The sequence below is a fragment of the Pseudomonas viciae genome (genome assembly GCF_004786035.1).
GTDB classification, from domain to species: Bacteria; Pseudomonadota; Gammaproteobacteria; order Pseudomonadales; family Pseudomonadaceae; genus Aquipseudomonas; species Aquipseudomonas viciae.
In genome coordinates, this window is record NZ_CP035088.1 from 2,547,712 (window position 1) to 2,574,228 (window position 26,517).

The window sequence follows — 26,517 nt, forward strand, 5'->3', positions numbered from 1 at the left end:
GGTCAGCTCCAGCCTGCGCGGGTTTTGCGGCTGGAGTACAGCGCCAGCAACACAAGGAAGGAAAACACCAACATCGCCGCAGCCAGCCAGTGGGCCTGGGCGTATTCCAGGGCTTCGACGTGGTCGTAGATCTGCACCGACACCACCCGGGTCTTTTCGGGGATGTTGCCGCCGATCATCAACACCACACCGAACTCGCCGACGGTGTGGGCGAAGCCGAGAATCGCGGCGGTGATGAACCCGGGGCGAGCCAAGGGCAGGATCACGCTGAAGAAGGTATCCCACGGACCGGCCCGCAGGGTGGCGGCGACTTCCAGGGGGCGGCTGCCGATGGCGGCAAAAGCGTTCTGCAACGGCTGCACCACAAACGGCAGCGAATAGATCACCGAGCCGATTACCAGCCCGGTGAAACTGAAGGTGAGGGTGCCCAGCCCGAGGGCCTGGGTGAACTGGCCGATCCAGCCATTCGGCCCTAGGGCCAATAGCAGGTAAAAGCCGATCACCGTGGGCGGCAGCACCAGCGGCAGCGCCACCACCGCACCCACCGGCCCGCGCAACCAGGATTGGCTGCGCGACAGCCACAGGGCGATGGGCGTACCGATCAGCAGCAGGATCACCGTGGTCAGCGACGCCAGTTTCAGGGTCAGCCAGATCGCTGCGAAGTCGGCACTGGTTAGCGGCATTTAACGTTGATAACCGTAGGCTTGGATGATGGCGGCGGCTTTCGGGCCCTTGAGGTAGTCCATCAGCGCTACGGCGGCAGGGTTGTCCTGGCCTTTGCTGAGAATCACCGCGTCCTGTTTGATCGGGTCATGCAGTTGGGCCGGGACGATCCACGCCGAGCCACTGGTCACTTTGCCGTCCTTGTAAATCTGCGACAAGGCCACGAAGCCCAGTTCGGCGTTGCCGGTGGAGACGAACTGATAGGCCTGGGTGATGTTCTGGCCTTCGACGAGCTTGCTTTTGACCTGGGCGGTCACGCCCAGCTTGTCCAGCACTTGAGTCGCGGCCAGGCCATAGGGCGCGGCTTTCGGGTTGGCGATGGACAGGTGCTGGAAGCCGTTGTCCTTGAGCACCTGGCCCTTGCCGTCGACATAACCGTCCTTGGCCGACCACAGCGCCAGTGTGCCGATGGCGTAGGTGAAGCGTGAGCCCTTGACGGTGTTGCCTTCGCTCTCGAGCCGGGCCGGGGTGGTGTCGTCGGCGGCGAGGAAAACCTCGAACGGCGCGCCGTTCTTGATCTGGGTGTAGAACTGCCCGGTGGCGCCGTAAGCCGCCACCAATTTGTGGCCGGTGTCTTTTTCGAAATCGGCGGCGATGGCCTGGAGCGGCGCGGTGAAATTGGCGGCAACCGCCACCTGCACCTCATCGGCCTGGACGGCGCCAACGGTAAACAGCGTGGTCAGTAGCAACGGCGCGAAGCGGGTGAGGGGCATGGTAGGGATCCGTAGGGTCAGGTTCGCTGTATACGGAAATATATAGCGAATGGCCGATAAACGGAACGTGGCATTTTGTCGGGGATCAACAACAGGAAAGGTGAGAGGGCCGCCGCCATGGCGGCCTGACAGGCGGTGACGACCGTCAGGACCGACCACGGCTGTTCAGTTGGGCCAGCGCCTCCTCGGCCAGTTGTCGGGTCAACTCGGCGCTCGACAACTCGCGCCCCAGGGGGAATGCCTGGCCGGCCCAGAGGTTGCTGAAGTCCGCTTCATCCTTGGCCCGCAGCGGCATCAACGCGCCGCCGGCCAAGGGAAAAGCTGGCGCCATCGGGCTCATCGGGCCCACTTCGCGCATCACCCGATTGACGATGCCCCGGGCCGGGCGGCCGGTGAACAGGTTGGTGACAGCCGTCTGGCTTTCCTTCGCCGTGCGCAGCGCCCGGTGATGGGACGCGCTGATCTTGGCCTCAGGGGTGAACAGATAAGCGCTGCCCAGTTGCGCCGCTGAAGCGCCCAGGGCAAACGCTGCGACGATCCCCCGCGCATCGCCGATGCCGCCGGTCGCGATCACCGGCACCTTCACCGCATCCACCACCTGCGGCAGCAAGGCGAACAGGCCGACCTGGGTGTTGAGGTCGTCACTGAGAAACATCCCGCGATGGCCGCCGGCTTCATAGCCCATGGCAATGATTGCATCGCAACCGTGCTGTTCCAGCCAGATGGCCTCTTCCACGGTGGTGGCCGAAGAGAGGATTTTCGCCCCGGTGGCTTTCACCCGGTCCAGCAGGGATTTTTCCGGCAGGCCAAAGTGGAAACTGACCACTTTTGGACGCATCTCTTCCAGCACACGGCAGGCGGCATCATCGAACGGCGTGCGGTTGGACACCGGGGTCGGCGCGGCGAAATCGGCGCCCAGTTCCTCGTAGTAAGGTTTGAGCCGTTGCTTCCAGGCCTCGGCCCGCTGTTCATCGAACACGGGCGGCTGGTGACAGAAAAAATTCACACTGAACGGTTTGTCGGTCTGTTCGCGGATCGCCGTCAGCGCCTGGCGCAGTTGCTCGACATCCAGCATCGCCGCCGGCATCGAACCCAGCCCGCCGGCATTGCAAGTGGCGACCACCATCGCTGGACCGGTTACGCCGGCCAGCGGCCCCTGGATAATGGGCTGCTCGATTCCGAGCAGGTCAAGAATGCGAGTGTCTGGCCACTGGCTCATGGGCGGGTCTCCGACGGCAGAAGGAAACCGTGTTTTTAGCAGGTGTACCCCGGCCAGGGCCAGTCGAGTTTTTCAATGGCGCGCCGTAACTTGATCCCCACGGTGGGAGGGTTACCATGCCGCTTCATTCATCAAGGAGCCTGACTCATGGACGTAAAACTCAAGACCGTCGAACCCTTCACCGTCGCCGGCTTGCAGGTGCACACCCGCAACACCGACGAGCAGCAACCCGACACGGCAAGGATCGGTCCGATGTGGCAGCGGTTCTTCACCGAAGGACTGTTCGACAAAATCCCGGCCCGGCAGTCGGAGTCGTTCGTCTACGGCGTGTATTCCAATTATGAGTCCGATGCCACCGGCTACTTCGATGTGACCGCCGGCGTGCAGGTGGATGCGACGAGCGCAGGCTACCCCGCCGTGAACATCGAAGGCGGGGATTACCTGGTGTTTTCGGCCAAGGGGCCGATGCCCGATTGTGTGATCCAGACCTGGGGCCTGATCTGGGCGTACTTCGCCGATAACCCGCAAACCCTGCGCCGTTTCACCAGCGATTTCGAGGTCTACAGCGGCCCCGATTCGGTGGCGATTTACATCGGTGTTCAGTCCGCGGACGAGCGTTCCAGCGCCAGCAACTGACGCTTGCGCTCCACGCCCCAGCGATAGCCCGACAGGGCGCCGTCGCTGCGCACCACCCGGTGGCAGGGGATCGCCACCGCCAGGCTGTTGGCGCCGCAGGCTTGTGCCACGGCGCGCACGGCCTTGGGCAGGCCGATGCGCTGGGCGATCTCGGCGTAGCTGGCGGTGCTGCCCGCTGGAATGTCCCGCAAAGCCTGCCAGACCCGTTCCTGGAACGCCGTGCCGCGCAGGTCCAAGGGCAGGTCGAGGCCCAGGGCCGGTGCTTCGATAAAGCCCACCACCTGGGCGATCAACTGCTCGAACTCGCGGTCGGCGCCGATCAGGTTGGCCCGACGGAACTTGTCTTGCAGGTCCCGCACCAGCACGTCCGGGTCGTCTCCCAGCAGGATCGCGCACACGCCACGCTCGCTTTGTGCCACCAGGATGGCCCCGAGGGAGCATTGGCCGACGGCGAAACGGATGTCGGTGTTCTGCCCCTTGGCGCGGTAGTCGGCGGGTTTCATGCCGAGGACTTTGTCGGCGGCTTCATAAAAACGGCTGTTGGAATTGAAACCGGCGTCGTACAGCGCGTCAGTGATCGTCCCGCCATCGGCCAGGCGTTCGCGGACCCTGCGCGAGCGGTGGGCGGCGGCATAGCCCTTGGGAGTCAGGCCGGTGATCGCCTTGAAGACCCGATGAAAATGGAAAGGACTCAAGCCGGCGCTTTGCGCCAGTTCATTCAACCCCGGCAGTTCTTCGGCGGCTTCGATCTGCCGGCAGGCGGCCGCGACCCGGGCTGCTTGTTGGGCGGCGACCTGGGTCTGGTCCCTGGCCACGCGTTTGCTGGGGCGATAGCCCGCCGCCTGGGCCTGTTCCGGGGTATCGAAGAATTCAACGTTACGCGGGTTGGGCAGGCGCGACAGGCTGCTGGGGTGGCAGTAGATGCCGGTGGTTTTTACGCCATAGACGAATTGCCCATCGGCGCGTGGATCCCGGGCGAGCACGGCGGCCCAGCGCGGATCCAGTTCAGGGGCGAGATTGTTCGAAGTGCTGTTCATGGTCGTTATGTCCATTGGCCCGTTTTGCCTACAGTAGCGAGCCTGCGAGGTGGCAACACTCCGGGTCTTGCGGTTGAATTCTGCACCTTCACCCGGCGGTGCGAAACGTCAGGTTGATCCGCTGGCCGCCCAGGCGCGGGTGCTGTCCTTCCTTGAGCGGCAGTACACCGTGGTAGCGCAAGCGGTCGACGCCGCCCCAGACCACGATGTCGCCATGGAACAACGGGATGCGCAGGCTTTTGTCGCTGCGCTCGAAACCGCCGAACTGAAACATCGCCGGCAGGCCCAGGGACATCGAGACGATGGGGGCGTTGAGGCTGCGTTCGTTCTTGTCCTGATGCAGCGACATCCGCGCACCGGGTACGTAGCGGTTGATCAGGCAGGCATCGGGCTCGAAGTGCTCGAACTGCGCCTGCCGGGCGGCGGCCTGTGCCAGTTCGCGGAACACCACGGGCATGTCGGGCCAGGGTTTACCGGTCTGTGGGTCATGGGCGGTGTAGCGATAGCCACTGCGGTCAGTGGTCCAGCCCAGCGCACCGCAACTGCTCAACGCCACCGACATGGTAAAGCCGCCGGGCGTGACCATTTGCCGGAACGGCGCGGCCTGCAGGACGGCTTCCAGCGCCGGCAGAAGCCGGTCGAGCCAGGGCAGGGCGAACCCGCGCAGCACGAAGGATTGCTGGCCGATCCGTTCGACCTGGCCGGGCGTCGTCGGTGTCTCGTCGGCGAATAGGTCCAGGGTGATCGGGTGGTCGTTATTGCGCATCATGAAAGATGATTCCCAAGGTGTGTCGCCTGCCACCGTGTACGCGGCTGACGCCATGGCGCATGTTCACCCGATAATAACCGCGAACGCCTTTGACCGGCCGTTGGTGCACGGCAAATACCACGGCGTCGCCCTGTTTCAGATCGATGACCTGTGGTCGCGACTGCATGCGCGGGCGTTGTTCGGTGAGGACAAACTCGCCGCCGGTAAAATCCTCGCCAGGTTCCGCCAGCAGGATCGCCACCTGCAACGGGAACACCTGCTCGCCGTACAGATCCTGGTGCAGGCAGTTGTAATCCTGCGGGCCGTATTGCAGTAACAGCGGAGTCGGACGCGATTGCCCGGCGGCATGACAGCGCTGAATAAAGTCGGCGTGCTCGTCGGGGTAGCGTACTTCGACGCCCATGCATTCGTTCCAGCGATTGGCCAGCGGCACCAGCAGCGGATACAGCGACTGACGCAGTTGCTGGACGATATCGGGTAGCGGATAGCGAAAATACTGATATTCGCCACGCCCGAATCCGTGGCGCGCCATGATTACCCGCGAACGAAACAGCCCGGGCTCGGCGTACAAACCGCTGAGCATCCGGCATTGGGTGGCCGAGAGCAGGTTGCGGATGATCGCGCTGCCGTCCTGATCGAGGTTTTGCTCCAGGGCAGGCCAGTCCAGATTGTCCATGGCGTGGTTCAGCGAGGGTGTTTGCAGGATAGCGGACATGATCACAAACCTTGGTAGAAAGGATTGCTCAGTCTGGCGAGTGCCCCGACGATCGGCACTCCGAGGCTTGCGGTCAATATTTTATCCGGTGCGCCAAGAGGGGGCCTGGATCCCTATGCCAGCCGATAAACCACCTACCCTGTGGCGAGGGGATAAATCCCCTCGCCACAAAAAATCAATCAGGGCGAGCCTTTACAGCGCCTTGCTGACACTGACGTCGCTGATGACATCATCGGTCTGGCCGTGCAACGCCTGCAGCGCTGCCCTGGCTTCTTCCTCGGTGCCGGTTTGCAGTTGCGCGAACTCGAAACGGCGTTCGCCGTTGAGCTTGTACTTGATGACGTATTTGGTCGTCTGGGCCACGGTTTTGCCTTTCTTGAAGGGGCGATGCTCAGCTCAGTTTCGAGCTGGAACGCCGGATGATCTTGATCTTGTGGGTCAGGGTCGGCTTGCGCGTAACACTGATCGCACGGCGGTTGACGGTGTCGATGGTGATATTCCAGAAACCGGTGCTTGGTGCGGTGATCCTGGCCGGGAACGTATCGAACGCGCCGCCGTGATAAGTGTGCCGGCCGCCGTTCTTGAAACTGCGGAAGTTGGCGTCGTTCATCAAACGGATGTTGCACATTTGGGAGCATTCGATGACGACGATGTCGTCTTCGTTCAGGTGCTCGCGCTGGTGGATGAATTTCATGGGCGCCTCCAGAAGGGCTTTTTCTACAAAATCAAAACGATAGCAAGGGGCAATGATGCGCAGTTTATCAGCCCCGAGTGTTAATATCCGGCCCGCGCTCCAGGCTTTGATCATTTATCGCAGGAAGCGGGATAAAAAAAGCGGTGCGGCCCCGGAGAAAAACGGCGTCTGCACTGTCGGAGGGTCTTTAATGGAGGAATCATATGAAGCGCAGCGTGTGGGTGTTGGCATTGGCAATGAGTGGATGTGCATCGGTATCGGACATCAACCAGACGCCGCCCACCATGAGCGTCATCTCCGGAAAGAAGCCCCATGAATATGCCAAGTGCGTGTCCGACAAGCTGGCCAGCAGCCGTGGCCCGCTGCAAATGGAACCGCACAAGAACGGCGTGCGGTTGATTGTGCCGGGCAAACTGTCGGCCCTGCCGGCGGCGGTGTTCGACATTGACGAGCGCTCCAGTGGCAGCAGCATCAAGCTGCACGAAAGCCTATCCAATGTGCCGGTGCGCCCGGGCGATGTGCAGGATGCCGCCAACGCCTGCATTTCCGGCTGAGCGCGACCTGACGAGCGGGCCGGGCATCGGATAAACTATTGCCCTCGACAAAAAATGCCGCCACGGTCAACGTTGGCGGCATTGTCATTTATGGAGTCAGTCGATGAAACGCGAGCAGGTGCGGGAGCGCCATGCAGAAGGTCTTATATCTGCCACCCATGTGATTCAGAACCCGGCGAGCCCGGGCGAATGGATCGTCTTCTTCAAAAAAAGCGCCGGGCGCAGTTTTTTCCTGGTGGATGAGCAGGACGAAGTCGAGTCTTTCAGCCGTCTCGACGATTTGATCGAGACCATACGTGGCTTGGGGATCAAATTCGCCGAGATCCATATCTAGTTATTTACTTGCACACGACCAGGACGCTGCGGCTGGTGTAGTTGCCGACATCGACCCCCAGGGTCTTTTCGCTTTCCTTGGCTTGCGGCGTGCCATCGGTGCCGACGATGCGGTAGCCAGTACCGGCACAGGATGCATCAGCCTTTTCATAGCAGGTGGCCCAGGAATTGGCTTCGCCGGAGCAATCGATGGTCAGCCCCTGTTCGCCATTGTTCAAGTAGGTTTTTTCGGCAGAGGCACAGCCCGCCAAGGCCAGGACGGCAAACAGCGCCAGAAGTGTTTTCATCGAATCGTCATCAAGAAGGGAGGGGCAGGCCCGAGAGTATAGCGAATGGCCATTCCGGTACAGATAAACAAAGCCCCGTTCAATGCCGTGCGTCATTTACTTGAGGCGTGTCTGTTTACTTCTTGCGGCGAGGGCTGCGGGCCGGGGCCGTTTCACGTTCCTTGGTCGCCGGGGCCGAGCGGTCGTCCTGGAATACCGCCGCCACTTCTACCGCCATCGACTTGCTGGGCAGGGGGCCGGCGACCTGCTCGCCGTGGTAGTTGATAATCCACCATTGGCCGTCCTTGTCCTGGCTGACCGAATAACCGTTTGCGTTTTGTGTGACCGACATCTAACTGCCTCGTTGGCGGAATCAAGGGCGCCATGATACGTCAAATGCTCGCAAACAGCGCTCATGGGCGTACAGTGAGACCGCCGGACCCATCGAGACGAAAGGCGATTGAACTATCCGGCGTTTTTTATTTCTCTATGATGGCATCGGTTGGCCAGTGCGGGCATTGTAAGGTGCCCGTCGCCTGATTAGACTGCCCCGAAACTCGTACACACCGCCTTTTCAAGGACTTATATGATCAAGAAATGCTTGTTCCCAGCAGCCGGTTACGGTACTCGCTTCCTGCCAGCGACTAAAGCCATGCCCAAAGAAATGCTGCCGGTGGTGAACAAGCCACTGATCCAGTACGGCGTCGAAGAAGCCCTCGATGCGGGCCTGACGGAAATCTCCATCGTCACCGGTCGCGGCAAACGCGCCCTGGAAGACCACTTCGACATCAGCTACGAGCTGGAAAACCAGATCAAGGGCACCGACAAAGAGAAGTATCTGGTCGGTATCCGCAAACTGCTGGATGAGTGCTCGTTCTCCTACACTCGCCAGACCGAAATGAAAGGCCTGGGCCACGCGATCCTGACCGGCCGCCCGCTGATCGGTGACGAACCGTTCGCCGTGGTCCTGGCGGATGACTTGTGCGTCAACCTCGAAGGCGACGGCGTGCTGACCCAGATGGTCAAGCTGTACAAGCAGTTCCGCTGCTCCATCGTGGCGATCCAGGAAGTCGATCCGCAGGAAACCCACAAGTACGGGGTGATTGCTGGTGAAATGATCCGCGACGACATCTACCGCGTCCACAGCATGGTTGAAAAACCAAAGCCTGAAGATGCACCGTCGAACCTGGCGATCATCGGTCGCTACATCCTGACCCCGGACATCTTCGACCTGATCGAACAGACCGAGCCAGGCAAGGGCGGCGAAATCCAGATCACCGACGCCCTGATGAAGCAGGCCCAGAACGGCTGCGTCATGGCCTACAAGTTCAAAGGCAAGCGTTTCGACTGCGGCGGCGCCGAAGGCTACATCGACGCGACCAACTTCTGCTTCGAGAACTTCTACAAGACGGGCAAGGCTTACTGATAGCCTGGGCCATGCCTTGAAAAAAACGCCCCGACTGGTTCGGGGCGTTTTTTTTGCCCGGGGAAAAGTTGCTCGCAGATCACACAAGCAAACCCCCTGTGGGAGTGCGCTTAACTTGAGCATTGCTGCCAATTCGATCCAGTCCAGCTGGCTTTTCCATTTTCCGCCCCCATAACCATCGCAACGCTGCCTCAGGTGAAAACAGCGGGTATGCTGATGGCCTGCCGAAGGAGATAGAGATGGCCTACGATTTTGACTTGTATGTGATTGGCGCCGGTTCCGGCGGTGTGCGGGCGGCGCGGTTCGCGGCCGGTTTTGGCGCGAAAGTGGCCGTGGCGGAGAGCCGCTACCTGGGCGGTACCTGCGTGAACGTGGGGTGCGTGCCCAAGAAGTTGCTGGTCTACGGCGCGCATTACGCCGAGGATTTCGAGCAAGCGTCGGCCTATGGTTGGACGGCGGGGGAGCCGAGTTTCGACTGGGCCACGCTGATCGCCAACAAGGACCGGGAAATCAATCGCCTCAACGGGATTTATCGCAACCTGCTGGTCAACAGCGGCGTTGTGCTGCACGAAGGTCACGCGAAAATCACCGGGCCCCATGAGGTCGAGATCAACGACCAACGCTATACCGCCAAGCACATCATGATCGCCACCGGCGGCTGGCCGGTGATCCCGGACATTCCGGGGCGCGAGCATGCCATCAGCTCCAACGAGGCGTTTTTCCTCAAGGAACTGCCCAAGCGCGTCATCGTGGTGGGCGGCGGCTACATTGCGGTGGAGTTCGCCGGGATTTTCCACGGCATGGGCGCGCAGACGTCACTGCTGTATCGCGGTGACCTGTTCCTGCGCGGCTTTGACGGTGCGGTGCGCAAGCACCTGGCGGAAGAGCTGACCCGGCGTGGCCTGGATCTGCAATTCAACGCCGACATCAAATCCATCGAAAAACTGGACGATGGCAGCCTCAGGGTAGAGCTCAAGGATGGCAAAACGTTGATCACCGATTGCGTGTTCTACGCCACTGGCCGGCGACCGATGCTCGACAATCTTGGCCTGGAGAACACCGCTGTCACAGTGGACGAGAAGGGTTTTGTCGTGGTCAACGAAAAATACGAGACCACTGAACCGTCGATCCTGGCCATTGGCGACGTGATCGGTCGCGTCCAGCTCACCCCCGTTGCCTTGGCCGAAGGCATGGCGGTGGCGCGGCGTCTGTTCAAGCCTGAGCAGTATCGCCTGGTGGATTACCGGATGATTCCCACCGCCGTGTTCAGCCTGCCGAACATCGGCACCGTGGGTCTGACCGAAGAGCAGGCCAGGGAGGAGGGCCATGAGGTTGAGATATTCGAAAGCCGCTTCCGGCCGATGAAGCTGAGCTTGACCGAATGCCAGGAGCGCACCCTGATGAAACTGGTGGTGAATGCCAAGACCGACAAGGTGCTGGGTTGCCATATGGTCGGGCCGGATGCCGGGGAAATCGTCCAAGGCTTGGCCATCGCCCTCAAGGCCGGCGCCACCAAGCGTGATTTCGACGAAACCATCGGCGTGCATCCAACCGCCGCCGAGGAATTCGTCACCATGCGTACCCCCGTAGCCTCCTGATCACCAAGCGAACATATGGCGAGCGCGCTTGCTCGCCATATTAAGTTTTCTTCTATTGATTTAGCTGCTGATAGCCAAAACCAATCATTCACATGAGGTTTGCCAATGAGCCAGCCCAGGAATGAGTGGATAAGATTCCCTCCATCAACTTTTCAACCCTGATGGAGAAACATCGATGCCTATCATCAACAGCCAAGTTAAACCGTTCAACGCTACCGCCTTCAAAAACGGCGAATTCGTCGAAGTATCGGACGCCAACCTGAAGGGCAAGTGGTCTGTCGTGTTCTTCTACCCAGCTGACTTCACCTTCGTTTGCCCAACCGAGCTGGAAGACCTGGCCGACAACTACGCCGAATTCCAGAAACTGGGCGTCGAAGTCTACAGCGTGTCGACCGACACCCACTTTGCCCACGCGGCCTGGCACAACACTTCGCCAGCCATCGGCAAGATCCAGTACACCATGATCGGCGACCCGACCCACGTTATCTCCCGCAACTTCGACGTGCTGATCGAAGAAGTCGGCCTGGCTGACCGCGGTACTTTCGTGATCAACCCGCAAGGCCAGATCAAGATCGTTGAAATCAACGACGGCGGTGTAGGCCGTGACGCTTCCGAGCTGCTGCGCAAGGTCAAGGCCGCTCAGTACGTTGCCGCTCACCCGGGTGAAGTCTGCCCAGCCAAGTGGAAAGAAGGCGAGGCCACCCTGGCTCCGTCCCTGGACCTGGTCGGCAAGATCTAAACCTGTGAGTCATTCGAGGGCGATTCGCTCTTAATCAAGCAAGCCGCTTCGCCCCAAAAAACGCCTGGGCGAGATTCGCTCGGGCGTTGTTTTTTCTGAAAATCAAAAAATGGAAATCGCCCGTATGTTGGACGCCAATCTTAAAGCTCAGTTGAAGTCATACCTGGAACGGGTCACCCAGCCGATCGAGATCGTCGCCTCCCTCGACGACGGTGCGAAATCCCAGGAAATGCTTGCGTTACTCAAAGACGTTGCCAGTCTTTGCGACCAGATTACCTTGCTCGACAACGGCACCGACGGGCGCAAGCCATCGTTTTCGTTGAATCGCCCGGGAGCCGATATCAGCCTGCGTTTTGCCGGCATCCCCATGGGGCACGAATTCACTTCGCTGGTGTTGGCCTTGCTGCAAGTCGGCGGCCACCCTTCGAAGGCCAGTGTCGAAGTCATTGAACAGATTCGCTCCCTTAAAGGTGAGTTCAACTTCGAGACGTATTTTTCGCTGTCGTGCCAGAACTGCCCGGACGTGGTCCAGGCGCTGAACCTGATGGCGGTGCTCAACCCGAACATTCGTCACGTCGCTATCGATGGCGCGCTGTTCCAGGCCGAAGTCGATGAACGCCAGATCATGGCCGTGCCGAGCGTTTACCTGAACGGTGTGAACTTTGGCCAGGGCCGCATGGGCCTGGAGGAGATTCTTGCCAAGATCGACACCAGCGGCATCGAACGCCAGGCCGAGAAGATCAGCGCCAAAGAGGCTTTTGATGTGCTGGTGGTTGGCGGTGGCCCGGCCGGTGCTTCAGCGGCGATCTACGCGGCCCGTAAAGGCATCCGCACCGGTGTCGCGGCCGAGCGTTTCGGCGGTCAGGTGCTCGACACCATGGCCATCGAGAACTTCATCTCGGTCCAGGAAACCGAAGGGCCGAAACTGGCTGTCGCCCTGGAAGAGCACGTCAAGCAGTACGACGTGGACATCATGAACCTGCAACGCGCCGATGCATTGGTGCCTGGCAAGGATGGCGCGCTGCACGAAATCAGATTCGCCAGCGGTGCGAGCCTCAAGGCCAAGACCGTGATCCTGGCGACCGGTGCCCGCTGGCGCGAAATGAACGTGCCAGGTGAGCAGCAATATCGCAACAAGGGTGTGGCGTACTGCCCGCACTGTGACGGTCCGTTGTTCAAAGGCAAGCGCGTGGCGGTGATTGGCGGCGGTAACTCCGGCGTCGAAGCGGCCATCGACCTGGCCGGTATCGTGGCCCATGTCACCCTGCTGGAGTTCGATGTGCAATTGCGTGCCGACGCGGTGTTGCAACGCAAGCTGCACAGCCTGCCGAACGTGACGGTGATCACCAACGCCCAGACTACCGAAGTGACGGGCGATGGCCAGAAGGTCAACGGCTTGCGCTACAAGGACCGTCCAAGTGGTGAAGTGCGCGATGTGGCGCTGGAAGGGATCTTTGTGCAGATCGGCCTGTTACCCAACACCGATTGGCTCAAAGGCACCGTCGAGCTGTCGCCGCGTGGCGAGATCATCGTTGATGCCCGTGGTGAAACCTCGATCCCGGGGGTATTCGCCGCCGGTGACGTGACCACCGTGCCGTACAAGCAGATCGTGATCGCCGTGGGCGAGGGGGCCAAGGCTTCGCTGAGCGCCTTCGACCACCTGATCCGTACCTCTGCGCCGGCGTAAACAGCCGATAGCGGAAAAAACAAAACCCCATGGGCCATGGCTCATGGGGTTTTATTTTGGATCAAGCGTCACTCTGTGGGAGCGAGCTTGCTCGCGATAGCGGTGGTTCAGCCTGCATTCATGTTGAATGCACCGCCGTCATCGCGAGCAAGCTCGCTCCCACAGGGGGATGGTGGTGAGGTTTACAGCGGCGCAGGCTGGATGATTTCAACCCAGTAGCCATCCGGGTCTTTGATGAACGCCAGGCTTTTCATGCGGCCGTCGCTCAGGCGCTTCTGGAAATCGCAGCCCAGTGCTTCGAAGCGCTCGCAGGCCGCGACGATGTCCGGCACCGAGATGCAGATGTGGCCGAAGCCGCGCGGGTCGGTGTTGCCGTTGTGATAGGCGAATGCCGGATCACTTTCGGTGCCGTGGTTGTGGGTCAGCTCGAGGATGCCAGGGATCGACTTCATCCATTCGGTACGTGCGTCGGCTTCTGCTGGAATCTGGCTCTTGTCCACCAGGGCCAGGAAATACAAGCTGAATTCAGCTTCCGGGAAGTCGCGCTTCTCCACCAGCGAAAAACCCAGCACGCGGGTGTAGAAATCCAGTGACTGGGTGATGTCCTTGACCCGCAGCATGGTGTGGTTGAAAACGAATTTGGCGGTGGCGGCGTCAGGTTGTGCGGTGACGCCAGGGAAAGTATTGAGTTCTTGCAGGCTCATGGGCCCTCCGGAGAATAAGTGGGGCAAACGGCGTCGCAAATGTGCTGTGACAGTTCCTGGGCTTGCGTCAGATGGCTTCCATGCAGGTGCGCCCATGATACGCAAGGGACGTGGCATCGCCAAACCGCGTGTGGCTATTGCCTGGTTCTGCGGCGGGCTTCAGACTTTACGCTTCGTCCTTGAGTGCAACGCAATGATTCGACTGTTTCTTTCGCTGTTTGTCCTGCTGTTGGCCACCGCTGCGAGTGTCGGCGTCCAGGCAGGCCAGCCGCAGGTCGCATGGCCAGCGGGTTGGGTCGTCGAGCCGCTGCCCGCCGATGCACCTGCGCCGACGGCGGCGCCGGGAACCACTCGACAACGCGCGACCAAAAGCGATTCTGCGGGCAATGCGGTCATGGTCATGGAACTGACCGCAACGCCCGTCGGGCCCGATCATCAAGTCAACTTAGAAGGCGTTTTACTGGAAATGCGTAAGTCAATCCAAAAGGATTTTTTCCAGGGCGGTTATCAAAGTGTGTGTAACAGGATTCATTCTTCCATGTTGGGCGAGGTCACGGCCTTGGAAACCACTTGCACAATCACGCAGAACGGCCGACATGTGTTGTCTCAGACTCTCGTCGCGGCACTAAATGAGGGCCGGGCTTATGTGCTGTCCTATGCGGGACAGGCGCAGGTGTTTGTTGAAAGTCAGGATGAAATACAGTCGGTACGAAAGAGCCTGAAACTATAAGGCGAGCAGCGCAATACGCCATGGTGTGATCCAGAAGTTGATCCCATAAAAAAGCCCTGAATGTACTCAGGGCTTTTTTTCATCCAGGAGATTTCAACCACGCAACCAGGAATCAACGGTGCCCGCACCGTATTGTTCTTTCCAGGCTTTCAGGCCGCGATGGTTGCCGCCCTTGGTTTCGATCAACTCACCGGTATGCGGGTTCTGGTAAACCTTCACCACTCGCGCACGCCGGGTCTTAACGGGCTTGGTCGATTGCAGGCTGGTCTTGGACGGGTTCGGATCGAGGATCGCGACGATGTCGCGCAGGCTCTTGCCGTAGGTTTTCATCAGTCCCTGGAGCTTTTCTTCGAATTCGATTTCTTTCTTGAGCCCGGCATCGTTCTTCAGCGATTCCAGCTGCTTGAGCTGCTCTTGAAGGGCCTTTTCGGCTGCACGAAATTCAGCGAGTCTGGACAAAATCGTTACTCCAATCAGAATGTTTGGCTGATACCAACCGCAAACAAAGCTATAAGCCAAGTGCCTTGAAGCGACTCGGTGATAAATGACTCTCCTGCTGTCTAGCACAGGTAAAAAAATTGTAGTAGTTAATCAGGAAAGTGTAAATCGTAACTTTTTCGTTATGTAACAACAGCAAACGTTTTTATCCGTCGGCGGGTCATCGTCAATAGCCCGGCGGCGGGTAATTGCCATTAAGGGCGGTCAAGGCCTCAATGAAGTCCTGCCCGCTAATCGGTCGACCAAATAGAAAGCCCTGTAGGAAGTTCACCCCGTGGGCCGCCAGGTAGTCGCTTTGTTCGACGGTTTCGACGCCTTCGGCAACCATATTCAGGTCCAGCTTGCCCGACAGTTCGATGATGCTGTCGAGGATGTGGCGCGACAGGGCGTCGGCACCGATCATCGCGACAAAGCTCTGGTCGATCTTCAGGAAGTCCACATTGAACTGACGCAAATAACCCAGGCTGGAATGTCCGGTGCCGAAATCGTCGATGGCGATCTTCACCCCCAGCCCATGCAACTGTTCGAACAATTGGTGGGTGATGGGCGTAGGTTCGATCAGTTCGCGCTCGGTCAGCTCCAGCACCAGTGCAATCGCACCCGGTGGGAAGGCATCGAGAAACCGGCGGCAATCGTCCACCAGCGCCAGATCCTGGCAGTGGCGAGCGGTGATGTTGATGCCGACATGAAACGGCGCTTCCAGCAGAGGAGTCAGCGGTACCAGCAACTGCAGGGTTTGCTGCATCAATGCCCGGGTCATCGGCACGATCAAGCCGTTGTGTTCGGCGAACGGAATAAACAGGTCCGGGCGTACCAGGCCTTCGGTGGGATGGTTCCAGCGCATCAGCACTTCAACGCCAGCCCAGCGCTTGCTGTCGCTATGCACGATCGGTTGCAGGTACGGAACGAACTCTCCGGCTTCCAGGGCCCGTTGCAGTTCACGACTGGGAGAGGAGGTGCGTTGTTGCAGCCAGTGTCCGAGTGCTGCGGCGATGGCACCGAAGAAGATCAGCAGGCTGAACAGCGGTGGATACTCCCGGGCCATGTAACGCCAGACTTCCCCCTCATCAAAGCCGGCTTCAACATTGAATGGGTAGCGTGATGAGGCCAGGCCGCTCTGGGCAACCAGCAGCGCGGGCAGTGGGGTTTGTCGGACCTTGCCGTCCGCCGCCAGCCAGTTCGATCCTACTTGTAGCCGCAGTCGAGTCTGGCCGCCAATCAGATGCAGGGCATTGGCCAGGTAATAACCGTCGAGGGTCGCCAATACGCCTTGCTGGCCCTCGTTGAGCCGGTAGATCAGCAGCGCGGTGTCGGGCGTGACTGGGTTGCCATTCATGAGCCACAACGTGCCCTGGTGGTAATCGTCCGGATTGACCTTTTCCTCGAAGGCGCCGAACAACGAACTGCAATACAGGGTGTTGTCTCGTACCAGGTTGGTCGAACGGACAAAGGGCCGTCGTGTCACTTGTTCGCGTAACGCCAGCTTGACCGCCTCGCAAGGCTGGCCGGCCAGGGGCAGCAATTCACGAGACGACAACGCGGTGTTGTCGAGCATCAACTCGACCTGCTGGACCAGCTCTTGGGCAGTCTGCCGGGTGTGTTGCTCCAGCGTCCGTTCGGCCTGCATGTACAGGATGCCCAGCCCAGACAATATCGGCAGCAGGCCGCAGAGCAGGGTGATCAGGTAGCGACGGGGCCGCGTGCGCGAGCGTGTGGCGGTCAAGGGCATCTGCACAACCTGTGGCGTGAGGGAAAAGGGATCAAGGAGAGGACGCGTCGAATGCTGACCATGATAGATGGCCGGCCGGTTCCTTGCCCCGAGCGGTGTGAACACCTGTGATGGAGTGTGGGAGGGTGGCCTTGGGTTTTGTGGTCTCTGCAAATCCTCTGTGGGATCTGGAGACTCATGACTGCCGGGCCAGTTCGACAAAGGCCAGGGTGGCCGGTGAGGCCTGGCGGCTGTCCAATACCGCGAGGCCAATCTGGCGCGGAACTCGAGGTGACAATGGCCGTGTGACGAAGCCCGGGTTGGGGCCGCCCGGCAGCGAGCCTTCGGAAACCACGCTCACCGCCTCGCCGCGGCTGACGACATCCAGGGTGCTGAGCAGTTGCGAACAACGAAAGCGCACGTTTGGTGTAAGCCGGGCGGCATTGAACAGGCGCGACACCAGCTCCGACGATCCGGCCTCGGTGAGTACGAAGGGGTCGTTGCACAGGTCCTTGAGGCTCACGCTGGCCTGGGCGGCGAGGGGATGGGCGGTGGGGAGCAGGGCGACCATCTGATCCTCCATCAGCATGAACGTATCGAAACGGTCCTCGGGCAGCACCACAAAGCCGACGTCTATTCGTCGTTCATCCAGCCACTGGATGACTTGTCGGTCCGGCCCTTCATCGATGTGCACCTCGATCCCCGGATGCAGCGCGCGGTAGCGCTGCAGGATGGCGGGCAGCAATTTCATCGACGAAGTCGGCCCGAACGAGCCGATGCGCAAGGTGCCACGGCGCATGCCACGGGCGTCGGCGGCTTCCTGGCGCAAGGTGTTGGCCAACCCGAGCATGGCCCGGGCCCGCTGTAGCAATTGCTCGCCAATGTCGCTGAGTTCCACCGCAGACTGATGACGCCTGAGCAGTTCCACGCCCAACTCTTGTTCCAGGGACTTGATGGCGTGGGACACCGCCGACTGGCCGATGCCCAATCGCGTTGCAGCGGCGGTGAAGCCACGCAGCTCGGCGACCAGGGAGAAGATTTCGAGTTGGGTGAGGGTCATGAGGGATTGCTCATTTTACGATGACCAAGCATGAGGTAAACAATGCGACATCTCAAGCGCGCAAGGACTGTGGTGCCAGGAGCTTTTCTGTGGCGAGGGAGCTTGCTCCCTCGCCACAGGTATTTGTTTGATTCAACGGGTGAACCATGAAAACCTTCGAACAAACCATCCCAACGCCCTCAGACCTGCCGGTCTACCTGAAGCTCGCCATGGTCACCATGATCTGGGGCGGCACCTTCGTCGCTGGCAGGATCCTTTCCGATGCCCTGGCGCCTCTGTTCGCCGCCAGCCTGCGTTTCCTGCTGGCGAGTGTCGCGTTGCTGCTGTTTCTCGCCGTGGCCGGGATCCCGCTGGCCAGGCCCAGCGTGAAGCAAGGGCTGCAATTGGCTGCCCTGGGGTTCTTCGGTATTTTCTTCTATAACCTGTGCTTCTTTTACGGCCTGCAGTACATCAATGCGTCGCGCGCCTCATTGATCGTCGCCTTGAATCCGGCGGTGATCGGATTGGCGTCCTGGTGGTTGTTCAAGGAGCGGCTGAGCCGCTTGAAAGTGGCGGGCATCGTGCTGTGCATCGGCGGGGCAGGGTTGGTGATCGTCAGTCGCGATCCGTCTTTGTTGCAGGGTTCGGCGCAGAGCTGGATCGGCGACCTGCTGATTTTTGGTTGCGTGCTGGGCTGGGGCATCTATTCACTGTTTTCCAGAAACCTGAACGAAAGCCTTGGCCCCCTGCAGACCGTAACCTGGTCGATTCTGCTGGGCACGTTGATGTTGTGGCTGGCTTGCGCGGCTGGGGGCGAGATTCGCTTCGAAGCACTGCGCGGGCTGGACATCCGCCAATGGCTGAGCTTGCTGTACCTCGGCGTACTGGGTTCGGCTTTGGCCTACATCGCCTGGTACGACGGCATTCGTCGGATTGGCGCGACCCGTTCCGGCGTGTTTATCGCCCTCAATCCGCTGACGGCGGTGCTGCTGGGAGCGCTGCTGTTGGACGAACGGCTCACAGCCTTGATGTGTGTAGGCGGGGGCGTGATCCTGGTGGGCATTTTCCTGTGCAACAAACCCCTTGCGTGCTCGGCGGAAAAGACGATTTGATACAGAAGGCGGACAAACCTGGTTACGCTGTGTAGAATCGATTTACGCATATAAGAATAAACGTCTTCTGGCAGCAGAAGCCTCGCCCGCAAGAGCCTTGGGTCGACAATGAAGATACTTGGGTTTCAACTGATCTATGGCGATTTCCTCGCCCGCAGCGTTCGCGGCATTTCCTGCGCGCCACCGCACGCCCTCAGCATGGCCAGCAACTAACGTTCCTGTTACTTGATAAGCATGATGAGGCGCCGACATGGCAGATCTATACGAAAACCCGATGGGCCTGATGGGTTTTGAATTCATCGAATTCGCATCCCCAACACCCAACACCCTGGAGCCGATCTTCGAGATCATGGGCTTCACCAAAGTGGCCTCCCACCGCTCCAAGGATGTGCATCTGTATCGCCAGGGCGCGATCAACCTGATCCTCAACAACGAACCCCACAGTGTGGCCTCGTACTTCGCGGCCGAGCACGGCCCGTCGGTATGCGGCATGGCGTTCCGGGTCAAGGATTCGCAACAGGCCTACAAGCGTGCCCTGGAACTTGGCGCCCAGCCGATCCACATCGAAACCGGCCCGATGGAGCTGAACCTGCCGGCGATCAAAGGCATTGGCGGCGCGCCGCTGTACCTGATCGACCGTTTTGGCGAAGGCAGCTCGATCTATGACATCGACTTCGTGTTCATCGAGGGCGTTGAGCGTAACCCGGTGGGCGCGGGCCTGAAAATCATCGACCACCTGACCCACAACGTCTATCGCGGACGCATGGCCTACTGGGCCGGCTTCTACGAGAAGCTGTTCAACTTCCGCGAGATCCGTTATTTCGACATCAAGGGCGAATACACCGGCCTGACCTCCAAGGCCATGACAGCCCCGGATGGCATGATCCGCATCCCGTTGAACGAAGAGTCGTCCAAGGGCGCCGGGCAGATCGAAGAGTTCCTGATGCAGTTCAACGGCGAAGGCATCCAGCACGTGGCATTCCTCACCGATGACCTGATCAAGACCTGGGATAAGCTGAAAAGCATCGGCATGCGCTTCATGACCGCGCCGCCGGACACCTATTACGAAATGCTCGAAGGCCGCCTGCCGAACCACGGCGAGCCGGTGGACGAACTGCAAGCGCGGGGCATTCTGCTGGACGGTGCTTCCGAGCAGGGCGACAAGCGCCTGCTGCTGCAGATCTTTTCGGAAACCCTGATGGGGCCGGTGTTCTTCGAATTCATCCAGCGCAAGGGCGACGATGGTTTCGGCGAAGGCAACTTCAAGGCGCTGTTCGAGTCCATCGAGCGTGACCAGGTGCGACGTGGGGTGCTGGCTACCGATTAAGGCCTGAACCCAATAAAAAGCCCGCCCGGCAGTGATGTCGGGCGGGCTTTTTATTGCCAATACAGAACCCCTGTGGGGGCGATGTGAGCCTTAAGACCGGCGTCGCTGCCGCGTCAGGTGCTTGAACCCTTCGAATACCAGCACCGCCACCGCGATCCAGATGGGGATGTAGGTCAGCCATTCACTGGTCTGGATGCTTTCGCCCAACAGCAGCGCAACGCCCAGCAGCAATACCGGCTCGACATAACTCAACAGGCCGAACAGGCTGAACGGCAGCAGTCGACTGGCGAGGATGTAGGTCACCAGGGCCGAAGCGCTGATGACTCCGAGCACCGGAATCAATAGCGACAGCCTGGGGTATTGATCGAACACATTGAAGCCTTGCTCACCGCTCTGCACGAACCAGAGCGCCAGTGGCAGCATCAGGGTCATGTCCAGCCAGAGCCCGCCCAGGTTGTCGGTCTTGATGCGTTTGCGCAGGATGAAGTAGATCGGGTAGCCCAGCACCACGAGCAAGGTGGCCCAGGAAAAACCGCCCACTTGGTACACCTCGTTGAACACGCCAAGGGTGGCAAAGAACACGGCGACTTTCTGCAAGTACGACAGGCGTTCGCCGTAGACGATGCGACCGGTCAGCACCATCGACAGCGGCAGCAGGAAATACCCCAGCGACACGTCCAGGCTGTAGCCGTTGAGCGGTGCCCACATGAACAGCCACAGCTGCGCACCCATCAGTGCCGAAGAGGCGATCGCCGCGATCAACAGCCGTGGCGTGGCGATCAGGCGCCGGACCAACTGCGTAACGAGGCTCCACTCCCGGGCCAGCAGCATGAACACCGTCATGCACGGCATCGTCAGTAGCATGCGCCAGCCGAATATCTCCAGGCCGGTCAGCGGTGAGAGCAGTGACGTGTAGTAGTACATGACGGCGAACAGCACAGAGGCCGAGACCGATAGAGCGATGCCTTTGGACACTGAAGCCTCTGTTGACGGAAATGAAGCTGGGTTGTGGCGAGGGAGCAAGCTCCCTCGCCACGATTATTTCAGGAAAGGGCTTAAACTGTACGCGGCACCCGCCCCGACACGAAATGGCCGACGTCATTGAACCCCGGCGTCGAGGCATGCCCCGGGGTCACCAGCGAATCAATGAAGGCTTCATCCTCTGCCGTGATTTCCACCGCCTGCGCCTTGGTGTACCCGTCCCACTGTTCCTCGGTGCGCGGTCCGACGATGGCCGAGGTCACGGCGCGATTGTTCAGCACCCAGGCAATGGCGAACTCGACGATGCCCACGCCCCGGTCCTGGGTGTATTGCTGGATCTGCTGGGCAATGCGCAGGGATTCAACGCGCCATTCGGTTTCCAGGATGCGTTTATCCTGGCGGCCGGCACGGCTGTTGGCGTCTGGCGCCACGTCCGGCGCGTACTTGCCGCTGAGCACGCCGCGGGCGAGGGGGCTGAAGGGCACCACGCCGAGGCCATAATTCTGCGCAGCGGTGATCTGCTCGGTTTCTGCCTGGCGGTTGACGATGTTGTACAGCGGCTGGCTGATCACCGGCCGGTCGATGCCCAGGCTGTCGGCGATCCGGATCACCTCGGCGATGCGCCAACCCCGGTAGTTCGACAGGCCCCAATAGCGGATTTTGCCCTGGCGAATCAAATCGCCAATGGCCGACACCGTGACCTCAAGCGGCGTATTGTGGTCTTCGCGATGCAGGTAATAGATGTCCAGGTAGTCGGTGCCCAGGCGCGTCAGGCTGGCCTCGATGCCATTGAAAATGTGCTTGCGGCTCAGGCCGCTGCGGTTGGGCACGCCGTCCGGTGGGCCGAAGCCGACCTTGGTGGCCAGCACCCATTCCTGGCGGCGACGGGCGATCGCCTCGCCGACGATCTCTTCGGAACGGCCGTTGGTGTAGACGTCCGCCGTGTCGATGAAATTGATGCCCTGGTCCCAGGCCTTGTCGATGATCCGCAGCGAGTCCTCGGTGCTGGTCTGTTCGCCGAACATCATGGTGCCCAGGGTCAGTGTCGAGACTTGCAACCCGGAATGGCCTAGCGTGCGGTAGCTCATGACGAAATCCTTTTGCCGGAGAGAAAGGCCCAATCAAACCCCAGAACCACCGCTTGGATCAAACACAATTCTCAAACACCCCCAAATCAACTGTGGGAGCGGGCTTGCTCGCGATAGCGTCAAGTCAGCCAACATCTATATTGACTGGTTCACCGCTATCGCGAGCAAGCTCGCTCCCACAAGAAAAAGGGTGTCAGGCCCGCAGGGTGCGGGTCATGCGCAACGCCAGCAGGCTGCCGCCGACAATCACCGCCGCCAGCAGGTACAGCGCCGCATCGGTCGAGCCAGTGGCGTCCTTGACCCAACCCACCAGGTACGGGCTCAGGAAACCGGCCATCTGGCCCATGGAGTTGATCAAGGCCAACCCACCGGCTGCCGCACCCGCGCTGAGCATCGCGGTGGGCACCGGCCAGAACATCGGCAGACCGGTGAGGGCGCCCATGGTGGCGATGGACAGGCCGAGGATGGCGATGGCCGGGGTGGCGGCGAAGTTGACGGCAATCAGCAGCCCGACCGCGCCCATCAGCATCGGCACCACCAGATGCCAACGACGCTCCTTATGCAGGTCCGCCGAACGGCCCACCAGCAACATAAACACCGCCGCCAGCAGATAGGGGATCGCACTCAGCCAGCCAATTACCAGGTTATCGCTGAAACCCAGGCTCTTGATGATTGACGGCAGCCAGAAGTTGATCGCGTACACGCCGCTCTGGATGCAGAAGTACACCAGGCCAAAGGCCCAGATTACCGGGTTCTTGAACACCGCCAGCAGGGAGTCGGTGGTGGTTTTCGGTTTATTCGCCAGGTCTTCGGCATGGTCCGCGGTGAGCACGGCGCGCTCCTGGTCGGTCAGCCACTTGGCGTTGGCGAAGGTGTCGCTGAGCAGGAAAAACGCCAGCGCCCCGAGGATCACCGTCGGGATGCCTTGCAGCAGGAACATCCACTGCCAACCCGCCAGGCCGCCCTGGCCGGCGGCGAAGTGATTGAGGATCCAGCCGGAAAACGGGCTGCCGAGCAGGCCGGACACCGGAATGGCCGACATGAACAAGGCCATGATCCGGCCGCGTCGGAACGTCGGGAACCATTGCGAGAGATACAGCACCACGCCAGGAAAGAATCCGGCTTCAGCCGCGCCGGTAAACAGCCGCAAGGTATAGAACTCGGTGGGCGTGGTGACGAACAGCAGGCAGGTCGAGAGGGTGCCCCAGGTGATCATCATCAGCGCGATCCAGCGCCGCGGGCCGAATCGGGTCAGGGCCAGATTGCTCGGCACGCCACACAGTACGTAGCCGATGAAAAAGATCCCGGCACCGAGGCCGTACACGGTTTCGCTGAATTTCAAGGCATCGAGCATCTGCAACTTGGCGAAGCCAACGTTGACCCGGTCGAGGTAGTTGAACAGGTAGCAGATGAAGATGAACGGGATCAAGCGCAGGGTAATGCGCTTGTAGACGGTGTTTTTTTCGTCGGGGGTAGCCAGGAGGGCTGCTGCGCTCTGGGACATGGCGGGTCTCTCTTTATTATGATTTTTTGCGAGCCAAGGGGTAACGTTGACTGCCCCTGGAGTCTCGGCCAGCCCGAGGTCTCGTGTCTTTGTGCCTGAGCACAGGGTTTGAATGCGGACCCTGTGCGCCTGACCAATCCCATGCTCAAAACAACAACCCACGCCGCTTGCAAGGAACACCGTCCATGTTCGAACTTGATCACGACCTGGCGCAGGACATCGTCGACCGGGCGATGGCGATCCTGCCCTATAACGTCAACGTCATGGACAACCAGGGCCTGATTCTTGGCAGTGGCGAGCGTGAGCGGGTCAATACCCGTCACGAGGGTGCGCAACTGGTCCTGGCCAATGGCCGGGTGGTGGAAATCGACGAGCACACCGCGATGCACCTCAAGGGCGTGCAGCCGGGAATCAACCTGCCATTGATGCTCGATCAACGCCTGATTGGGGTGTTGGGCATCACCGGCGAGCCAGCGCAACTGCGCACCTACGCCGAACTGGTGCGCATGACCGCCGAAATGTTGGTGGGCCAGCGCAACCAACAGGCCGAACAGCAGTGGCGCCGACAACGTTGCGATGACTTGCTGGCGCTGCTGCTGGGCGACGCCGGGGACTCGCCACGGCTGTTGGACGAAGCGCGGCAGATGGGCCTCAAGCCGCAATTGTCGCGGGTGCCCTATCTGTTCGAGCTGGGACTGGAGCACGGGCCTGGGCAGACCGTCGAGGCGCTGAGCGCCTGGCTGATGTCCCGTTACCCCGACAGTTGGTGCCTGACCTCGTCCACGTCTTCCTTGCTCTGGTGCCGACCGGTCACCGCTTCGGTGGAGAACGAGCGGCTGCTGGGCAAGCTCGACGGGCTGGGTTGGAACATTCTGCGGGTGGCGGTGGGTGGCCAGGCCGAAGGGCTGACGGGGCTGCGTCGTTGCTACCGACGGGTGGCGGACCTGCTGGCCTATGGGCGTGATGTGTTGCCACAAGTGCGCTTGTTGAACCTCAACCGTTATCGCCTGCCGGTCCTGCTCTGGCGCCACCGCAGCGACGATGCCCTGGACGAATTGCTCAGCCCGTTGCGCAAGGTCATCGCCAAGGACAGCAACGGCCAGTTGCTCGCCACCCTGCGCAGTTGGTGCGAACACGACGGCCAGAGCCAGGCCTGCGCCGACGCCCTGGGTATCCACCGCAACAGCTTGCGCTACCGCATGGAACGCATCGCCGAGCTGAGCGGCGTGGATCCGCTGCGGTTGGATGGGATGTTGGCGTTGTACCTGGGGGTTCAGTTGTTGCCGCAGACCCCAGATCCAGCCACATAACCTGTGGGAGCGAGCTTGCTCGCGATAGAGGCCAACCGCCTCAAGCCGAATCTCCCGGCCAAACCGATCTTTGTGAAATTGAACAATAATGCCCAGTGTCTTTTGTGCGGTGGACCGGCGTCATGGCTGCGGTCAGCTGGCAGCATGCTGTGCATCGGAACCGGAGAATAATATGAAAATAGTCATCGCCCCCGACTCGTTCAAGGATAGCCTCAGCGCCCAGGACGTAGCCGATGCCATCGCCCAGGGGCTGGCCCAGGTCTGGCCGCAGGCGCAGTTGATCAAGTGCCCGATGGCCGACGGCGGGGAGGGGACGGTGGCATCGGTGCTGGCCGCCTGCAACGGTGAGTGGCGCCGCACCCGGGTCCGCGGCCCCCTGGGTGTTGCCGTCGAGGCGCGTTGGGGCTGGTTGGCCGAGAGTCGCACGGCGATCATCGAGATGGCCGAGGCCAGTGGCTTGCAGTTGGTCCCGCCGGAGCAACGCGATGCCTGTTCCAGCAGCACCTATGGCACTGGCGAGTTGATTCGCGCCGCCCTGGATGAAGGCGCCGGGCGAGTGATCCTGGCGATCGGCGGCAGCGCCAGCAACGATGCCGGTGCCGGTGCGATGCAGGCCCTGGGCGTGGCGTTGCTGGATGTACACAACCAACCCCTGCCTCCCGGCGGCCTGGCCCTGGCGAACCTGTCGCGCATTGACCTGGGCGGCCTGGATCCGCGCCTGGCCCAGGTCAGCTTCGAGATCGCCGCCGACGTCGATAACCCGTTGTGCGGGCCCCATGGCGCATCCGCCGTTTTCGGTCCGCAGAAGGGCGCCTCTGCCCTGCAGGTGCGGGAACTGGACCGGGCCCTGGGGCATTTTGCCGAACACTGTGCCCAGGCGTTGAATAAAGATGTACGGGATGAGCCGGGCAGCGGCGCCGCCGGTGGCCTGGGGTTCGCGGCCAAGGCGTTCCTGGGCGCACAATTTCGTACTGGCGTGGAAGTCGTCGCCCAATTGACCGGACTGGCCGCTGCGATCAATGGCGCCGACCTGGTGATCACCGGCGAAGGCCGTTTCGACGCCCAGACCCTGCGCGGCAAAACCCCCTTTGGTGTGGCCCGCATTGCTCGCCAGCATGGCGTACCGGTGCTGGTCATCGCCGGCACGCTGGGGGAGGGCTACCAGGCGCTGTACGAACACGGCATCGACGCGGCCTTTGCCCTGGCCAGCGGGCCGATGACATTGCAAGAAGCCTGTGCCGATGCCCCGCGCCTGCTGAGTGAGCGCGCCCAGGACATCGCCCGGCTGTGGCGGGTGGCCGCCCGCTAACCGTCACCCCGTACAAAACCCGTGGCGAGGGAGCAAGCGTGCGCGCCACACCCATCGCAAAACCGTCGCGCCGAATGGCGGCTTGGAATGCGATGGTG

Annotated in this window: 29 protein-coding genes; 12 read left to right on the forward strand and 17 right to left on the reverse strand. The window is 60.8% G+C overall.

All coding sequences use genetic code 11. From position 1 onward, the window contains the following. Window positions 1-2: 2 nt before the first annotated feature. The 3 genes from modB to EPZ47_RS11745 form a co-directional block, all read right to left on the reverse strand. A complete protein-coding gene (modB, locus tag EPZ47_RS11735) occupies window positions 3-683 on the reverse strand; it encodes a molybdate ABC transporter permease subunit (RefSeq protein ID WP_135844912.1) in 681 nt (226 codons plus the stop codon). Then, complete coding sequence (gene modA / locus EPZ47_RS11740; protein ID WP_135844913.1) at window positions 684-1,436, reverse strand: molybdate ABC transporter substrate-binding protein; 753 nt, start codon at window positions 1,434-1,436, stop codon at window positions 684-686. A 145-nt stretch (window positions 1,437-1,581) separates the two neighbouring features. Then, window positions 1,582-2,655 carry an NAD(P)H-dependent flavin oxidoreductase gene (locus EPZ47_RS11745; RefSeq protein WP_135844914.1) on the reverse strand — a complete coding sequence of 358 codons (1,074 nt, stop codon included), beginning with the start codon at window positions 2,653-2,655 and terminating at the stop codon, window positions 1,582-1,584. Window positions 2,656-2,802: 147 nt separating this feature from the next. On the opposite strand from EPZ47_RS11745, the gene EPZ47_RS11750 reads away from it, so the two are divergent. Continuing rightward, window positions 2,803-3,291 carry a GyrI-like domain-containing protein gene (locus tag EPZ47_RS11750; protein ID WP_135844915.1) on the forward strand — a complete coding sequence of 163 codons (489 nt, stop codon included), beginning with the start codon at window positions 2,803-2,805 and terminating at the stop codon, window positions 3,289-3,291. Here EPZ47_RS11750 and ada read toward each other — a convergent pair. The 5 genes from ada to EPZ47_RS11770 form a co-directional block, all read right to left on the reverse strand. Beyond that, a complete protein-coding gene (ada, locus tag EPZ47_RS11755) occupies window positions 3,255-4,328 on the reverse strand; it encodes a bifunctional DNA-binding transcriptional regulator/O6-methylguanine-DNA methyltransferase Ada (RefSeq protein WP_135844916.1) in 1,074 nt (357 codons plus the stop codon). The two genes, EPZ47_RS11750 and ada, sit on opposite strands and share 37 nt — an antisense overlap. Window positions 4,329-4,416: 88 nt before the next feature. After that, the gene (alkB, locus tag EPZ47_RS11760) at window positions 4,417-5,097 is read right to left on the reverse strand and encodes a DNA oxidative demethylase AlkB (protein WP_135844917.1); all 681 of its coding nucleotides are present in this window, start codon (window positions 5,095-5,097) and stop codon (window positions 4,417-4,419) included. Then, window positions 5,084-5,812: a 2OG-Fe(II) oxygenase gene (locus EPZ47_RS11765; RefSeq protein WP_135844918.1), complete on the reverse strand. Its 729-nt coding sequence runs from the start codon at window positions 5,810-5,812 to the stop codon at window positions 5,084-5,086. Before EPZ47_RS11765 ends, alkB begins: the two co-directional genes overlap by 14 nt. Before the next feature lie 192 nt (window positions 5,813-6,004). Next, entirely contained in the window at window positions 6,005-6,175 is a 171-nt protein-coding gene (locus tag EPZ47_RS30200; RefSeq protein WP_178084248.1) for a hypothetical protein, read from the reverse strand. Between the two features lie 28 nt (window positions 6,176-6,203). Continuing rightward, entirely contained in the window at window positions 6,204-6,506 is a 303-nt protein-coding gene (locus EPZ47_RS11770) for a DUF1883 domain-containing protein (RefSeq protein ID WP_003182962.1), read from the reverse strand. A gap of 203 nt (window positions 6,507-6,709) precedes the next feature. Between EPZ47_RS11770 and EPZ47_RS11775 the strand changes: the two genes are divergently transcribed. Together EPZ47_RS11775 and EPZ47_RS11780 are read left to right on the forward strand one after the other, a co-directional pair. Continuing rightward, window positions 6,710-7,060, forward strand: a complete 351-nt coding sequence (locus EPZ47_RS11775; RefSeq protein WP_135844919.1) for a hypothetical protein — start codon at window positions 6,710-6,712, stop codon at window positions 7,058-7,060. Window positions 7,061-7,163: 103 nt separating this feature from the next. Further along, the gene (locus EPZ47_RS11780; protein WP_135844920.1) at window positions 7,164-7,394 is read left to right on the forward strand and encodes a hypothetical protein; all 231 of its coding nucleotides are present in this window, start codon (window positions 7,164-7,166) and stop codon (window positions 7,392-7,394) included. 4 nt (window positions 7,395-7,398) lie between these two features. Here the strand turns inward: EPZ47_RS11780 and EPZ47_RS11785 are convergent, their stop codons facing one another. Together EPZ47_RS11785 and EPZ47_RS11790 are read right to left on the reverse strand one after the other, a co-directional pair. Continuing rightward, window positions 7,399-7,680, reverse strand: coding sequence for a hypothetical protein (locus tag EPZ47_RS11785; protein WP_135844921.1), 282 nt, complete (start codon window positions 7,678-7,680; stop codon window positions 7,399-7,401). 115 nt (window positions 7,681-7,795) lie between these two features. Continuing rightward, complete coding sequence (locus EPZ47_RS11790; RefSeq protein ID WP_135844922.1) at window positions 7,796-8,011, reverse strand: hypothetical protein; 216 nt, start codon at window positions 8,009-8,011, stop codon at window positions 7,796-7,798. A 234-nt stretch (window positions 8,012-8,245) separates the two neighbouring features. Between EPZ47_RS11790 and galU the strand changes: the two genes are divergently transcribed. The 4 genes from galU to ahpF all read left to right on the forward strand — a co-directional run bounded on the left by galU (window position 8,246) and on the right by ahpF (window position 13,109). Beyond that, a complete protein-coding gene (gene galU / locus EPZ47_RS11795) occupies window positions 8,246-9,085 on the forward strand; it encodes a UTP--glucose-1-phosphate uridylyltransferase GalU (RefSeq protein ID WP_007900040.1) in 840 nt (279 codons plus the stop codon). Between the two features lie 239 nt (window positions 9,086-9,324). Continuing rightward, entirely contained in the window at window positions 9,325-10,683 is a 1,359-nt protein-coding gene (gene gorA / locus EPZ47_RS11800; protein WP_135844923.1) for a glutathione-disulfide reductase, read from the forward strand. Window positions 10,684-10,858: 175 nt separating this feature from the next. After that, on the forward strand, window positions 10,859-11,422 hold the full coding sequence (ahpC, locus tag EPZ47_RS11805; RefSeq protein WP_135844924.1) for an alkyl hydroperoxide reductase subunit C: 564 nt from the start codon (window positions 10,859-10,861) through the stop codon (window positions 11,420-11,422). Between the two features lie 124 nt (window positions 11,423-11,546). Then, a complete protein-coding gene (ahpF, locus tag EPZ47_RS11810) occupies window positions 11,547-13,109 on the forward strand; it encodes an alkyl hydroperoxide reductase subunit F (RefSeq protein WP_135844925.1) in 1,563 nt (520 codons plus the stop codon). Between the two features lie 182 nt (window positions 13,110-13,291). Here the strand turns inward: ahpF and gloA are convergent, their stop codons facing one another. Next, on the reverse strand, window positions 13,292-13,813 hold the full coding sequence (gene gloA, locus EPZ47_RS11815) for a lactoylglutathione lyase (protein WP_135844926.1): 522 nt from the start codon (window positions 13,811-13,813) through the stop codon (window positions 13,292-13,294). Window positions 13,814-14,006: 193 nt separating this feature from the next. Between gloA and EPZ47_RS11820 the strand changes: the two genes are divergently transcribed. Next, window positions 14,007-14,543 (forward strand): DUF4946 domain-containing protein, encoded by a 537-nt coding sequence (locus EPZ47_RS11820; RefSeq protein ID WP_135847979.1) that lies wholly within the window; start codon window positions 14,007-14,009, stop codon window positions 14,541-14,543. A gap of 93 nt (window positions 14,544-14,636) precedes the next feature. Here EPZ47_RS11820 and EPZ47_RS11825 read toward each other — a convergent pair whose 3' ends face one another. The 3 genes from EPZ47_RS11825 to EPZ47_RS11835 form a co-directional block, all read right to left on the reverse strand. Further along, window positions 14,637-15,002 (reverse strand): histone-like nucleoid-structuring protein, MvaT/MvaU family, encoded by a 366-nt coding sequence (locus tag EPZ47_RS11825; RefSeq protein WP_135844927.1) that lies wholly within the window; start codon window positions 15,000-15,002, stop codon window positions 14,637-14,639. A 205-nt stretch (window positions 15,003-15,207) separates the two neighbouring features. Further along, complete coding sequence (locus EPZ47_RS11830) at window positions 15,208-16,770, reverse strand: EAL domain-containing protein (RefSeq protein WP_135844928.1); 1,563 nt, start codon at window positions 16,768-16,770, stop codon at window positions 15,208-15,210. Window positions 16,771-16,945: 175 nt separating this feature from the next. Then, window positions 16,946-17,809 (reverse strand): LysR family transcriptional regulator, encoded by an 864-nt coding sequence (locus EPZ47_RS11835; protein ID WP_135844929.1) that lies wholly within the window; start codon window positions 17,807-17,809, stop codon window positions 16,946-16,948. A 146-nt stretch (window positions 17,810-17,955) separates the two neighbouring features. Here EPZ47_RS11835 and EPZ47_RS11840 point away from each other — a divergent pair, with 146 nt between their 5' ends. Continuing rightward, window positions 17,956-18,900 (forward strand): DMT family transporter, encoded by a 945-nt coding sequence (locus EPZ47_RS11840; RefSeq protein ID WP_135844930.1) that lies wholly within the window; start codon window positions 17,956-17,958, stop codon window positions 18,898-18,900. Between the two features lie 250 nt (window positions 18,901-19,150). Continuing rightward, window positions 19,151-20,227: a 4-hydroxyphenylpyruvate dioxygenase gene (gene hppD, locus EPZ47_RS11845; protein WP_135844931.1), complete on the forward strand. Its 1,077-nt coding sequence runs from the start codon at window positions 19,151-19,153 to the stop codon at window positions 20,225-20,227. 90 nt (window positions 20,228-20,317) lie between these two features. Here hppD and rarD read toward each other — a convergent pair whose 3' ends face one another. From rarD to EPZ47_RS11860, 3 genes are all read right to left on the reverse strand, one after another. After that, window positions 20,318-21,202, reverse strand: a complete 885-nt coding sequence (gene rarD / locus EPZ47_RS11850) for an EamA family transporter RarD (protein ID WP_135844932.1) — start codon at window positions 21,200-21,202, stop codon at window positions 20,318-20,320. 80 nt (window positions 21,203-21,282) lie between these two features. Continuing rightward, on the reverse strand, window positions 21,283-22,296 hold the full coding sequence (locus tag EPZ47_RS11855; RefSeq protein ID WP_135844933.1) for an aldo/keto reductase: 1,014 nt from the start codon (window positions 22,294-22,296) through the stop codon (window positions 21,283-21,285). 193 nt (window positions 22,297-22,489) lie between these two features. Further along, entirely contained in the window at window positions 22,490-23,800 is a 1,311-nt protein-coding gene (locus EPZ47_RS11860; protein ID WP_135844934.1) for an MFS transporter, read from the reverse strand. A gap of 185 nt (window positions 23,801-23,985) precedes the next feature. Here EPZ47_RS11860 and EPZ47_RS11865 point away from each other — a divergent pair, with 185 nt between their 5' ends. Together EPZ47_RS11865 and EPZ47_RS11870 are read left to right on the forward strand one after the other, a co-directional pair. Next, window positions 23,986-25,110, forward strand: coding sequence for a sugar diacid recognition domain-containing protein (locus EPZ47_RS11865; protein ID WP_135844935.1), 1,125 nt, complete (start codon window positions 23,986-23,988; stop codon window positions 25,108-25,110). Between the two features lie 172 nt (window positions 25,111-25,282). Beyond that, on the forward strand, window positions 25,283-26,419 hold the full coding sequence (locus tag EPZ47_RS11870) for a glycerate kinase (protein WP_135844936.1): 1,137 nt from the start codon (window positions 25,283-25,285) through the stop codon (window positions 26,417-26,419). Window positions 26,420-26,517: the final 98 nt, after the last annotated feature.